At 41.0% G+C, this 12,607-nt stretch carries 13 protein-coding genes; 1 reads left to right on the top strand and 12 read right to left on the bottom strand.

Features of this window, described 5'->3' with window-relative positions; genetic code table 11:
- The 3 genes from mazG to def all read right to left on the bottom strand — a co-directional run bounded on the left by mazG (position 1) and on the right by def (position 1,930).
- Positions 1–774 (bottom strand): nucleoside triphosphate pyrophosphohydrolase, encoded by a 774-nt coding sequence (gene mazG / locus HW120_RS15920; protein ID WP_177735363.1) that lies wholly within the window; start codon positions 772–774, stop codon positions 1–3.
- Between the two features lie 73 nt (positions 775–847).
- Positions 848–1,282, bottom strand: a complete 435-nt coding sequence (locus HW120_RS15925) for a DUF5606 family protein (protein ID WP_177735365.1) — start codon at positions 1,280–1,282, stop codon at positions 848–850.
- A 60-nt stretch (positions 1,283–1,342) separates the two neighbouring features.
- Positions 1,343–1,930 carry a peptide deformylase gene (def, locus tag HW120_RS15930; protein ID WP_177735367.1) on the bottom strand — a complete coding sequence of 196 codons (588 nt, stop codon included), beginning with the start codon at positions 1,928–1,930 and terminating at the stop codon, positions 1,343–1,345.
- Positions 1,931–2,131: 201 nt separating this feature from the next.
- Between def and HW120_RS15935 the strand changes: the two genes are divergently transcribed.
- The gene (locus HW120_RS15935; protein ID WP_177735369.1) at positions 2,132–4,351 is read left to right on the top strand and encodes an FUSC family membrane protein; all 2,220 of its coding nucleotides are present in this window, start codon (positions 2,132–2,134) and stop codon (positions 4,349–4,351) included.
- A 49-nt stretch (positions 4,352–4,400) separates the two neighbouring features.
- Here HW120_RS15935 and HW120_RS15940 read toward each other — a convergent pair whose 3' ends face one another.
- The 9 genes from HW120_RS15940 to HW120_RS15980 form a co-directional block, all read right to left on the bottom strand.
- Positions 4,401–5,915, bottom strand: coding sequence for a malate:quinone oxidoreductase (locus HW120_RS15940; protein ID WP_177735371.1), 1,515 nt, complete (start codon positions 5,913–5,915; stop codon positions 4,401–4,403).
- A 106-nt stretch (positions 5,916–6,021) separates the two neighbouring features.
- Entirely contained in the window at positions 6,022–6,438 is a 417-nt protein-coding gene (gene ruvX / locus HW120_RS15945; protein ID WP_177735373.1) for a Holliday junction resolvase RuvX, read from the bottom strand.
- A gap of 10 nt (positions 6,439–6,448) precedes the next feature.
- Positions 6,449–7,192: a class I SAM-dependent methyltransferase gene (locus HW120_RS15950; RefSeq protein ID WP_177735375.1), complete on the bottom strand. Its 744-nt coding sequence runs from the start codon at positions 7,190–7,192 to the stop codon at positions 6,449–6,451.
- Between the two features lie 106 nt (positions 7,193–7,298).
- Positions 7,299–7,625, bottom strand: a complete 327-nt coding sequence (locus HW120_RS15955) for a DMT family transporter (protein ID WP_177735377.1) — start codon at positions 7,623–7,625, stop codon at positions 7,299–7,301.
- A gap of 69 nt (positions 7,626–7,694) precedes the next feature.
- Positions 7,695–8,258, bottom strand: coding sequence for a Crp/Fnr family transcriptional regulator (locus HW120_RS15960; protein ID WP_177735379.1), 564 nt, complete (start codon positions 8,256–8,258; stop codon positions 7,695–7,697).
- A 54-nt stretch (positions 8,259–8,312) separates the two neighbouring features.
- Positions 8,313–8,753, bottom strand: a complete 441-nt coding sequence (locus tag HW120_RS15965; protein WP_177735380.1) for a hypothetical protein — start codon at positions 8,751–8,753, stop codon at positions 8,313–8,315.
- Between the two features lie 121 nt (positions 8,754–8,874).
- Complete coding sequence (locus tag HW120_RS15970) at positions 8,875–10,053, bottom strand: AIR synthase related protein (protein WP_177735382.1); 1,179 nt, start codon at positions 10,051–10,053, stop codon at positions 8,875–8,877.
- 86 nt (positions 10,054–10,139) lie between these two features.
- A complete protein-coding gene (locus tag HW120_RS15975) occupies positions 10,140–10,967 on the bottom strand; it encodes an OmpA family protein (protein ID WP_177735384.1) in 828 nt (275 codons plus the stop codon).
- A gap of 148 nt (positions 10,968–11,115) precedes the next feature.
- Positions 11,116–12,603, bottom strand: coding sequence for a carboxypeptidase regulatory-like domain-containing protein (locus HW120_RS15980; protein ID WP_177735386.1), 1,488 nt, complete (start codon positions 12,601–12,603; stop codon positions 11,116–11,118).
- Positions 12,604–12,607 lie beyond the last annotated feature (4 nt).

Genomic DNA, 12,607 nt, shown 5'->3' on the forward strand with positions numbered 1-12,607 from the left:
TTATAATTTTTTAGCTTCTTCCCAGAAAACGTCCATTTCGGCTAAGGTCATGTCTGCCAAAGGCTTGCCCATTTCACCGGCTTTACTTTCCAGGTACTGAAAGCGTTTTATAAATTTCTTATTGGTTCTTTCCAGAGCATCTTCCGGATTTACGTTTAAAAAGCGGGCGTAATTGATCATCGAAAACAGTACGTCACCAAACTCCGATTCGATTTTATCCTGATCGGCTTTTGCAACTTCCACCTGCAGTTCTTCTAATTCTTCCTGTACTTTTTCCCAAACCTGATGCGGTTCTTCCCAGTCAAATCCAACGCCTTTCACTTTATCCTGAATGCGGCTGGCTTTCACTAAGGCCGGCAGGCTTTTGGGCACGCCTTCCAAAACAGATTTTTTGCCTTCTTTGAGCTTTAGTTTTTCCCAGTTTTGTTTTACCTGTTCTTCATTTTCCACAACCACATCGCCGTAAATATGCGGATGGCGCTCTATGAGTTTGTCGGAAATGGAATTGGCAACATCGGCTATATCGAAAGCACCTTTTTCACTGCCAATTTTGGAATAGAAAACAATGTGCAGCAATACATCACCCAATTCTTTTTTGATTTCGTCCAGATCATTATCCAGAATGGCATCGCCCAGTTCGTAAACTTCTTCAATGGTAAGGTGGCGCAGGCTTTCCATGGTTTGCTTTTTATCCCACGGACATTGCGCTCTTAAGTCTTCCATGATATCGAGTAACCGGCTGAAAGCATCCAGTTGTAATTGACGTGTGTTCATTGCTTTAGAATTTGTGTAAAAATAAGAAATCCCGCCCGAAGGCAGGATTATTTATAAGGTACTTTTCAGAATTTTATTCTTCTGTAGCTGTTTCTTCTGTTGTAGCTTCCACTTCTGCAGGAGCGTCTTTAGAAACCAATCCTTTAGCCTGTAACATATTGTACCAGTTTAACACCTTTTTGATGTCGGAAGCATATACTCTGTCTTCATCAAATTGTGGTAAAACTTCTCTAAAATATGATTCTAATTTTGCATTATCTTCTTTATGAGAAAGTGCCGGTCCGTTATCTTCTTTTTCAGCAATAGCTCTGAAAACTTCAGCCAGACGAACTTCTCCTTCATACGTATAAATTGAAATTTCCGATAATAAACTCACATTACTGCGCAATCCTACCGTGATTCTTTTACCGTCAATTAATGACTCGGCAACAAATCCTGTTCTTGTTTGTAGTTTTAACGCGTATAAACCCGGTTTTCCTGAAATTGCTAATATTCTTTCGATACTCATTTTTATATTATTTTTTTTAGAGGAAGACAAATATCTAATCTTTGATTTGAAAAACAAAAATTATCGCCCTTTTTTGGCAATAAATTTCATTTTATAATCCGGACGAGTTTTTCCTTCCATGATGTTTTGTAATTTCTTAGAGATTAATCGCTTTTTTAACGATGATATTCTGTCGGTAAAAAGAATTCCTTCAATATGATCATATTCATGCTGAATAACTCTGGCAATCAATCCGTCGTAAACGTCTGTATGCTTGTTAAATTCTTCGTCGTAATATTCAATAGTGATTTTTTCTTTGCGGAAAACATCTTCTCTTACATCCGGAATACTCAGACAGCCTTCGTTAAAGCCCCATTCTTCGCCTTCTTCTTTTACAATTTTGGCGTTGATGAATGTTTTTCTGAAGTTTTTCAAAATTTCCTGTTCTTCCTGTGTAAGGTCTTCACTATCACTGAACGGTTCGCAATCTATAATAAACATACGAATAGCCAGCCCTACCTGTGGTGCTGCCAAACCAACGCCATAAGCATTATACATGGTATCGTACATGCTTGCAATGGTTCCTTTCAGATTTGGATAATCTTTTGAAACTTCTTCACATACTTTACGCAAAACGGGATCTCCGTATCCAATAATAGGTAAAATCATTGTTTTTAATTTATAAGGATTCAAAAAGAATTAAACCTCTTTTAAAAGACTTTTAATTCGAGCGCAAAAGTAATGAAAAAATACACATTGCAGGATGTATTCTTTTGTTTTGGCTTTTTTTAACCGTTTTTTTGCAAAATCCTTCTTAATTTTACTCCTACTTTTTTTACATTTTCTACCTTTGTTTTTAACACCGTGACGATGCTATATCAAATCAGAAAATTCATAGACAGCACCAATTTCACCAATGCCATAAAAGTAACGCTTGCCGCCGTAATCCCGTTTTTAGCTTTAGCCAATCTGGGGTATTTCAATATCGGTTTTACCGTTGCTTTGGGTGCCATACTCGCTTTCCCCAGTGATATTCACGGTAATTTAAAACACAAAATCAACGGTTTACTCGTCGCTGTTTTATTAGCCGCCGGATGTACTTTGCTCATCAGCGCCTGCAGTTCGCACCCGTGGATATTGTATCCGGTCATGGCTTTTTCGCTCTTTTTCCTTTCGATGTTATCAGCTTACGGCCAGCGTGCCAACCTGGTTTCGTTTTCGGGTTTAATTGCAATAGCCCTGGCTTTCAGCCATGATTACAAAGGCTGGGATCTGATCGTACACAGTACCTGGATTGCTGCCGGAGGGTTGTTTTATATTCTTATTTCCCTGCTTTTCTATTTTATACGGCCCAAACGTTATGTTGAATTACTGACGGTTGATTGTATCCGGCTGACATCAAAATACCTGAAACTGCGAGGGGATTTGTGGAATATTGATGCCAATAAATCCAAGATCATTGAGAAACAGCTGCACCTGCAGGTAGAGATCAATACCATACACGAGAATCTGCGGGAGTTTTTAATTGGTGCGCAAAGCAGTTCCAGTAACTCCAATCACAACCGGAAAATGCTGATTGTTTTTACCACCATGGTGGATATCCTGGAATTAGCGCTTTCGACTTCTTTTGATTACGACAAGCTGCATAAAAAATTTGCTGCCCACCAAAAGGTACTGGCTACTTACCAAAACCTGGCGTATAATCTTGCTGCCAGCCTGAAAAAAATTGCAAAAAGCATCGAAAACGGCTCAAAATACACTTCCCGGCATTCGTTACAGGAAGACCTTGAAGCGCTGGAACGCGTCATTGCCAATTATGAAAAAACGCTTGGTAAGGAAAATGCCTACGAAGGTGTTTTAATGCTCACCAACATGCTGCATTATGCCGAAAGACAGATTGAAAAGATCAAGACACTGGAACGGGTTTTCTCCGGTTCCATCAATATTAATCTCCAGGATTATAAAAACCGGAATAAGGACATTGAAAAATTCTTAACGCCGCAAAATTACCGCTGGAATACTTTAGTGGAAAACCTGAGTTTTTCCTCTACTTTTTTCCGCCATGCGCTTCGTATGACCATTACACTGCTGCTGGGCTATATTATCGGCCGTTTTCTTCCGTTTCAGAATGTTTACTGGATATTGTTAACAATAGTGGTTATCATGCGTCCCGGATATGGACTGACGAAACAGCGGTCTATTGAACGTATTCTGGGAACCGTTATCGGCGGGGTGATTGCTTTCGGCTTTTTATACATAACGAACAATCATACTGCTTTAGGGGTTTTATCGATTATTTCGATGCTGCTGGGCTTCACTTTTTCGAATACGAATTATAAGATTGGCGCCACTTTTGTGACCATGTATGTGATTTTTATTTACGGGATACTAACGCCCAATGTGAACGAAGTGATCCAATACCGTATTTTAGATACTCTGGTAGGCGCGGTACTTTCGTTTACGGCAAGTTACCTGCTATGGCCTTCATGGGAGTTTTTAAATGTGCGTACTTTTCTGGAAAAGGCAATTGCGGCAAACAGGGATTACCTGAAAGAAATTGCCGTTTTTTACAATCAGAAAGGGGAAGTTACCACTTCGTATAAACTCGCCCGAAAGCATGCTTTTATTGAGATCGGGAACCTTATGGCTTCATTCCAGCGTATGATACAGGAGCCCAAATCGAAACAACGGCAGAAATCGCAGGTTTTTAAGCTGGCGGTACTGAATCACACGTTGCTGTCTTCGCTTGCTTCCATAGGGACTTATGTACAATCCCACAAAACAACCAAAGCTTCCGAAGCCTTTAATATCGTGGTGAATACCGTGGTGCGGAATCTGGATCAGGCGATAGCGATACTGAACAATAAAAAAGATATTGTTTCCTTAACGGAAGATGAAAAGAAACGCCTGGAAATCAGCTTTTCAGAATTAAAAAGCATCCGGGCCAGGGAACTGCACGAAGCCGTTACGGATGATGAAGATTTCCGCCTGCAGCTGGAAGAATCCCAGCTGGTTATCGAGCAGCTGATCTGGCTGACCAATCTGTCGGAAAACATTTTAAAAGCAATTATCACGTTAAAACAACAATAAAAAAAGCGCACTGAATAGTGCGCTTTTTTTATTGCTAATACTGAAATGCCTACGCATTTACAGTTATATTGTTTTCCAGTTTCAGGATTTTAGCGGTATGTACTCTTAAGGTATCGGCTAATTCCGGATTATCATTCAGCGACAAACCATAAGAAGGAATCATCTCCTTTAGTTTATGCTGCCATTCGGTTGTTGCCAGTTGTTCCGGAAAACAACGTCCTATCAGATCCAGCATGATCGACACGGTGGTAGAAGCACCCGGAGAAGCGCCAAGCAATACGGCTAATGAACCATCGGCAGCATTAACCACTTCTGTTCCGAATTCCAACACGCCACGTCCCTGCTTGTCTTTTTTAATTACCTGTACACGCTGACCGGCATTTTCCAATACCCAGTCTTCTTTTTTAGCATCCGGTAAGTATTCTTTCAAGGCTTTCATCCTGTCTTCAGAAGACTGGAACACCTGATCGATCAGGTATTTGGTCAACGGAATGTTTTTCATTCCGGCAGAAAGCATCGGTTTAATATTATTCAGTTTAATGGACTGTGCCAAATCAAAATACGATCCGTTTTTCAGGAATTTAGTCGAAAATCCGGCATAGGGTCCGAATAACAAGGCTTTCTGCCCGTCAATCATTCGGGTATCGATATGCGGTACCGACATTGGCGGTGCGCCAACAGAGGCTTTTCCGTATACTTTTGCCTGGTGTTTTTCGATTATTTCCGGGTTGATGCATTTCAACCATTGTCCGCTAACAGGGAAACCTCCAAATCCGTCGCCTTCCGGAATATTGGCTTTTTCAAGCAGCAATAACGATCCTCCTCCGGCTCCGATAAAGATAAATTTCGCTTTTACGCGTTTTTTACCCCCGTTTTCCAGGTCTTTTACTTTTACTTTCCAGGTACCGTCTTCATATTTTTTCAGGTCTTTTACTTCGTGGTGGAAATGCATTTTCACACCTTCCAGTGTTTGCAGATAGCTGAATATGCTTCGGGTTAATGCCCCGAAATTAACATCGGTTCCGATTTTCATTGAAGTAGCGGCAAGTTTTTTAGCTCCTTTACGCCCTTCCATGATCAGCGGTGCCCATTCTTTAATCTGACTGGCATCTTCCGTATATTCCATTCCTTTGAAAAGGTGGTATTTCTGAAGTTCCTGATAACGGTTTTTAAGGTATTTTACATTTCTTTCTCCCCATACAAAACTCATGTGGGGAACGCTTCTGATAAAACTTTCCGGATTGTTGAGTAATCCTTTTTCTACCAGGTAGGCCCAAAATTGTCTTGAAACTTCAAAAGATTCAACAATCTTAACGGCTTTTTTGGTTTCTACCGAACCGTCTTCCAGTTCCGGTGTGTAGTTTAATTCACAAAACGCTGAGTGTCCTGTTCCTGCATTGTTCCATGCATCCGAGCTTTCGGCAGCAGCGACATCTAAACGTTCAAAAATTTCAATTTTTAAGTTTGGTTGCAGTTCTTTCAGTAGTAGTCCTAATGTTGCGCTCATTATTCCTGCTCCTATTAAAACCACATCAGCCTCAGTTTTGTGTGTCGTAGTAGTCATCGCAATATTTTAAAAGTGCAAATTTAGTTTGTAAAGTTCGAAAAACTATTACTTTTCCTGATCCTTTACAATCCAGATTACATTTTTAGTAAATTATAAAATTTTTCTAAATCATTTTTCGAGATAGATAATCTCTAAGCATAATTGTTGCGGAAATCTCATCAATCAAGCCCTTATTCTGACGCTGTTTCTTTTTAAGTCCGCTGTCGATCATGGTCTGAAAAGCCATTTTTGAAGTAAAACGTTCGTCTACCCTTTCCACCTTCATATCGGGAAAAGCAGCCGTAAATTTAGCGACAAAAGCCTCTATTACGGGCGTACTTTCGGAAGGCTGACCGTTCATTTGTATCGGTTCTCCAATGAGTACTTTGATTACATTTTCTTTCGAAAAATAGTCTTTTAAGAAAGGAATCACTTCGGCTGACGGGATGGAGGTTAAGCCCGAGGCAATAATCTGCAGTTCGTCGGTAACTGCAATTCCTGTTCTTTTCTGTCCGTAATCTATCGCTACAATTCTCGGCATTTGTTTTTTATTAAAGGGTTTTCTGTAATTTTCCTATTCGCAAAAGTAAGGGAAAAGTAACTTTTTTATCGCTTTTCTCCCACGATGTTTTAAGGTCTTCCCGAATGAGTGCTATCGGGTTCGTATTGTTTTTATCTTTATAATGCTGTACTGCCGACCAGGTTTCAAGATAGCCAATCAGCGCCTCAAATTCCCAGGTTACGTGATTCTCAAAAGATTTTGTCTTAATCTCGTCATAAGGAAACGGTATTGTGCTGTAATTGTTATCAATATAAGCCCGTTCTTTATCCCAGTAGCCGCCCAGTATGTCTTTATAGAGCCTTTTAATAATGGCATCCGTGTGCGGGTTGGTTTTTAGCAACGCATATCCCAAAACCGCAAAGATGCCGTCATTTTTCAGCACACGGTAAATCTCCCTGTTAAAGCGGCTGAAATCGAACCAGTGCACTGCCTGGGCCACCGTTATCAGGTCGAATTGTTTGTCCTGGAATGTTGTTTGTTCGGCCGGCTGTATACTATATGCCAGATTGGGAACTTTTGCGGCATTTTTCAGTTGTTTCTCACTAATGTCGATAGCCGCTACCTGTTCAAAATGTTTTGCCAGTTTTTTTGCCAGTTGTCCGTTGCCGGTGGCTATATCAAGCGCCTGTTTTTTATGGGTAGCAAATGAAACAATGTAATCAATAATTTCCTTTGGATATTCCGGTCTGTAAGCAGCATATTCTACTGCCATTTTGGAAAAATTGTCTTTCATCTCTTCTTCTTTAAACATTACCGAATAGTAATGCTTTACAAAGTTACTCCCAACAATGTAAAATTATATCCAAGACCGGTTTAAATATTTCTTAAAGTTTTACGGCTTAATGGGATACATACTTTAAACCGATAATCGATCCGATCAGGGTACAGATAAAGAAGATTCTCCAGAAATCTGCCTGTTCCTTAAAGAAAATAATGCCGACTAAAACGGTTCCTACTGCTCCTATTCCCGTCCAAACGGCATAAGCGGTCCCGATAGGCAGGGTTTGTGTGGCTTTAATAAGCAGCAGCATGCTAACGGTTAAACAGATCACAAATCCGGAATACCACATAATGGCTGCATTTCCGGTTGCTTCTTTGGCTTTTCCCAGACATGAAGCAAATCCTACTTCAAAAAGTCCCGCAATAATGATTAAAATCCAGTTCATTTTTTATTATTTTTAGACTGCAAATTTCGGGTACCGCAGCATGGCATCCTTTAACAAATGATAAAAAATTCATCTTATTTCGGCACGGATCCGGCTTAAAGTTACCTGAGTTACGCCCAGATAGGAAGCAATGTTCCCCAAAGAAACCCGGTTCAAAAGGGACGGATCACCTTTTATCAGTTCTTCATAGCGTTCCAACGCCGATTTAAACTGCCGGGAAATGAGCCTTTCTTCGGTTTTAACCAGTTCATATTCCGAAAGCCTCCTGCCCCAGTTGGCAATATCAATATCTTCCTGATAGAGTTCTTTCAGCTCCGTTGCCTTGATATGGTAAAGCCTGGAAGCTTCCAGAAGTTCTATCGTTTCATAGCCCGGTTTGTTAAAAATATAGCTGTTAAACGACAATACGACATCGCCTTCTTTCCCGAACCAGAAGGTAACTTCGGTATCGTTATTATAGCAAAATGCCCGCGCCATTCCTTCTTTTATAAAGTAAATATCGTTTTCCGTTTTGTTGCTTTCAATTAAATAATGCCCTTTGGGATAGTGTACTTCCGAAAGGCGTTCTAAAATTTTATGCAGTGCTTTTTCCGGCAACGGATGAATGGACTGTAGTATTTCTTTTGCTGTCATTTTTGGGGCGGCGTGTTTATAGAACCAAAGCAAGTGTTTCGAAAAACAGTGCTGTTATCTGGCTTTAAATTTCCAGTCGAACTCATCATTGTCATTGATCGTTGCGCCCACCTCAACCCGGATTATTTTTTCAAATTCCGATTGTAAAATCAGCCAGTTGCTTTCATTAAAGACATTATCGACCGAATCGAAGGTTTCCACTTCCCAGCTTTTGATGCCTTTTTCTGTAATTTCTTCCTGAACTTGTGCGGTTGGCCTGCCGATAATCCTGTTACCGAACAATTCCAGATCCGGATGCGAACAGATAAGATACCCCATTCGCATATCTTCATCTTCATAGAATGTTACGCGGATTCTTTTATCGTTATACAGATAAATGATGTTGTTTTCATCGTCTTTATACTGTCTGTCCGGTTCTCCGTAAACGGCCATAACGTTTTTTTGCGTCATCCCGAAAATAAGTTCGTCTATTCCTGTTTTCAAATTGATTTTCATACCTGTTTTTGTTTCTATCAAAGATATTTTATTTCCTTTTAAATGGCATTACGAATGCTGCTATTATTAGCATAAAAAAATCCCTTATTCAAGGGATTTTTTAAATTGTTATGGTGATTGTTTAATATTCGAATTGTCCGTATTCGCTATTAATCGTCAGTTTTTTATGTTCGGATTCTTCTACCCTTCCTACAATTCTGGCATCGATGTCGAATGATTTTGAAATGGCAATAATATCTTCGGCAATTGCTGCCGGAACATATACTTCCATACGGTGCCCGCAGTTGAAAACCTGGTACATTTCTTTCCAATCGGTTTTGGACTGCTCCTGAATTAGTTTAAACAGCGGCGGAACCGGAAACAGATTGTCTTTGATTACGTGAAGGTTATCAATAAAATGTAATATTTTGGTCTGTGCTCCTCCGCTACAGTGTACCATACCGTGGATTTCGTTTGCCGTATATTTTTCTAAAATCTTTTTAATGACCGGTGCATACGTACGCGTTGGTGATAAAACCAGTTTTCCGGCATCAATAGGCGCGTCTTTTACAGCATCCGTTAGTTTAACATTACCGGAATATACCAGTTCTTCCGGAACAGAAGCGTCGAAACTTTCCGGATATTTAGCTGCCAGGTATTTATGGAAAACATCATGACGGGCCGAGGTCAGTCCGTTGCTGCCCATGCCGCCGTTATAGGATTTCTCATATTTTGCCTGACCAAAAGAGGCTAATCCTACGATTACATCGCCTGCTTTGATGTTTGCATTATCGATAACATCCGAGCGTTTCATTCTTGCCGTTACGGTAGAATCCACTATCAGTGTGCGAACCAAATCGCCCACATCGGCTGTTTCCCCGCCTGTAGAATGAATGGTTACACCAAATGTTTTTAATTCTTCTATTAATTCTTCGGTACCGTTAATGATTGCCGAAATAACCTCACCCGGAATCAGGTTTTTATTTCTGCCAATGGTAGACGACAGCATGATGTTGTCTGTTGCCCCCACGCATAACAGGTCGTCAATATTCATGATCAGGGCATCCTGTGCAATTCCTTTCCAAACGGTAGTATCACCGGTTTCTTTCCAATACAGGTAAGCCAGGGACGATTTGGTACCGGCACCATCGGCATGCATGATAAGGCAGTAATCCTGGTCGTTGGTAAGATAGTCGGGAACAATTTTACAGAAAGCTTTTGGAAAAAGCCCTTTATCAATGTTTTTAATGGCGTTATGCACATCTTCTTTTGCGGCAGAAACGCCTCTCAAACTGTAACGTTTACTAGTATCGGAACTCATGAAATGGTAGTGTGTGTTGTTGTCGGGCAAAGATACTCTAAAATGTGGGAATTTGAAAAAATGAAGATTTGAAAATCGTTTTTTACTTAATTTTCAATAATTTCAATTTCCACTCTTCTGTTTGCTGCTCTTTCTTCTTCGTTTTTTTCCGGCAGCGGATTAATGGGCTGCGTACTGCCAAATCCTTTAAAGGTGGCTCTGGTTTTATCGATACCGTTTGCTTCCAGAAACAGGCGGATGGCTTTGGCGCGTTTGGTCGACAAATCGGCTCTGTCATTAGGCATGCAGCAGATATGTCCCTGGATCTGAATGCGGAGTTTCGGATTGCTTTTCATGATCTCCAGCAATTCAAACATTTTGGGCCGCGAATCCGGCAGTATGGCAAAGGTATTTTCGTAGAAATTAAGGTTTTCCAGTTTGAGTTTATCGCCCACCAAAGCATGCTTTACTTTTAATGCCAGCGGCGCATCGGCCGGAACGTCTACTCTTTTAATTTCGGTTACCGGTTTGATTCCCAGTATTTCATTTTCACGGGACAGGTCTTTTGCTTCAATATAATGAATCATGACTTTCCTGTTTTCGGCTTTTATTTTAGACTGCTTGTGGCTTTCCCCGAAGCTTCTGGTCTTAAAATCGTCTCTTGTTCTGACCGTATGCCGGACCGTATTGAAAACATACGTAACTCTTTTCTGGGCTAAGGTGTCGTTATAACTATTCGTACCGTCCTCATCGGTAAATCCGTTGATGGCTACAATTTTGGACGTTTTGTTTTTATGCATCCATTCTTCCAGCCGCAGCAGTTCTTTTTTATTGAGTTCGTGTTTATTACTTTCAAAATACACCGCAACAGATTCCTGTGCAAAAGTTGTTCCGCCAAATAAAGCAACGAAAAGCAGTAATACGAATGGTTTCATGTGTTGTAATTAGTTACAACGAATTAACAACTTTCCCCTGACTTTTAAAAGTCTTCCTTTATTTTTCTTGTGTTACCGGTCACATTAATAAAGGCGTATCCTCCATACAAGAGCGATACGCCTTTAAAAAAAGAAAGAGGTGAATCTTTTATTTCCAATCGGGCATTAGTCCGTTACTAAACAGTGCCGTACGGGAACCGCTTGTTCCCATCGTATATTTTGTAATGGTTCTCGGAGAAACGCCGTCGTTTGAGGTGCTCACAAAAATCAGTTCTGCTTCATTGGGCGAAAAACGCACATCGAGGTCGTTATACCCGGCAGGCCGCTGAACCGGTACTTCTGTTGTTGTACTGGCCGTAAAATCATACATAAATATTCTGTTGTCCAATTGTCTGTAATCGCTGCTCTGGTATCCGGAAACATCGCGGGTAAACACGAGTTTCGTATTGTTAACCGACAGGTGCAGACCGCCTGCCGCTCCGTTTACTCCGGATAATACATTGGCAATGACATTTCCGGACATATCAATCACATATATTTCTACGCTGTATCCGCTCAGGTCATTTACTTTTAGAGCAATCCTGGTGCCGTCATAACTCCAGTCGCATTCCGAGATAAACTTACCGTTAGGTGTCTGAAAGAGCAGTACCAGTCCGCTGCCATCAGCATTAATGCGGTAGAGTTTATCAAAATTGGCGTAGATCAGCTGACTGCCGTTTGCTCGCCAGCAATAGTTATAATAATCGCCATTGAATGCCGCTACCGGTACATTACTGGTCACTTTAAAAACACTGGAACCGTCCGGACGCATGGTGTAAATATGTCCCTGACCACCGGTTGTCCGGATAAAGGCAATTTTATTCGCCTGGGTATTTTTTCTTGGACGGAAACTGTTTGTCGCATCCGAGGTGATCTGCAGTTCATTCCCGGCATCATCGGCTGTAAAAATAACGTTATTATCGCCCGTTTTCCTTACAAACAGGTATCTGGCGTTTGGAAACATCAGTGTTCTGAAAGAACTGGTCAGGCTGTTTACATCCGGATTGATTCCGTCGTTTGCCGTTACCTGCCAGTAATATTTTGTACTGTAATTTAAATTGGTAAGCGTAAAGCTGGTGGTTGTGATGTCGTCATAAACCACCACATTATTATTGGTATCGTTTCGCAATGTCACTTTGTACGTTATCGGGTCTTCTTCCGGATCGGTACAGGTCCAGGTCAGATTGACTTCTAACGACTGGTCTGTAGCATTATCCACCGGAGCGGTCAGTACCGGTACCGTTGGCGGTAAATTTTCCACCGTTTGTTTGACAAGTTCAAATACCATTTCGGTTGTTCCGCCCGTATTTACGTGTACGGCTTCAAATTTTGCTATATAACCGTCTTTTCTGGCTTCAAAGGAATAATCGCCTTCATTGACCTGGGTAACGGTATAATATCCGGATGAGTCTGTAAAAACAGTACTGGTATTCGGGCTGGAAGAGACTCTGGCGTTCGGAATGGGTGTAAAGGTTTCCGATTCTACAACCCGTCCCCTAACGGTTCCCTGTCCTTTTTCTATAAACTCTTCCTGACTGCAGGACCACGCAATGCTGAATACTAAAAGCGCGAATCCTATTCTGGCTATAATTTTCATATTC

This window comes from Flavobacterium inviolabile (assembly GCF_013389455.1).
GTDB lineage: Bacteria > Bacteroidota > Bacteroidia > Flavobacteriales > Flavobacteriaceae > Flavobacterium > Flavobacterium inviolabile.

Coding starts and splice junctions, on each gene's coding strand:
- mazG (WP_177735363.1), bottom strand. CDS start 774: ATGAACACACGTCAATTACAACTGGATGCTTTCAGCCGGTTACTCGAT.
- HW120_RS15925 (WP_177735365.1), bottom strand. CDS start 1,282: ATGAGTATCGAAAGAATATTAGCAATTTCAGGAAAACCGGGTTTATAC.
- def (WP_177735367.1), bottom strand. CDS start 1,930: ATGATTTTACCTATTATTGGATACGGAGATCCCGTTTTGCGTAAAGTA.
- HW120_RS15935 (WP_177735369.1), top strand. CDS start 2,132: ATGCTATATCAAATCAGAAAATTCATAGACAGCACCAATTTCACCAAT.
- HW120_RS15940 (WP_177735371.1), bottom strand. CDS start 5,915: ATGACTACTACGACACACAAAACTGAGGCTGATGTGGTTTTAATAGGA.
- ruvX (WP_177735373.1), bottom strand. CDS start 6,438: ATGCCGAGAATTGTAGCGATAGATTACGGACAGAAAAGAACAGGAATT.
- HW120_RS15950 (WP_177735375.1), bottom strand. CDS start 7,192: ATGAAAGACAATTTTTCCAAAATGGCAGTAGAATATGCTGCTTACAGA.
- HW120_RS15955 (WP_177735377.1), bottom strand. CDS start 7,625: ATGAACTGGATTTTAATCATTATTGCGGGACTTTTTGAAGTAGGATTT.
- HW120_RS15960 (WP_177735379.1), bottom strand. CDS start 8,258: ATGACAGCAAAAGAAATACTACAGTCCATTCATCCGTTGCCGGAAAAA.
- HW120_RS15965 (WP_177735380.1), bottom strand. CDS start 8,753: ATGAAAATCAATTTGAAAACAGGAATAGACGAACTTATTTTCGGGATG.
- HW120_RS15970 (WP_177735382.1), bottom strand. CDS start 10,053: ATGAGTTCCGATACTAGTAAACGTTACAGTTTGAGAGGCGTTTCTGCC.
- HW120_RS15975 (WP_177735384.1), bottom strand. CDS start 10,967: ATGAAACCATTCGTATTACTGCTTTTCGTTGCTTTATTTGGCGGAACA.
- HW120_RS15980 (WP_177735386.1), bottom strand. CDS start 12,603: ATGAAAATTATAGCCAGAATAGGATTCGCGCTTTTAGTATTCAGCATT.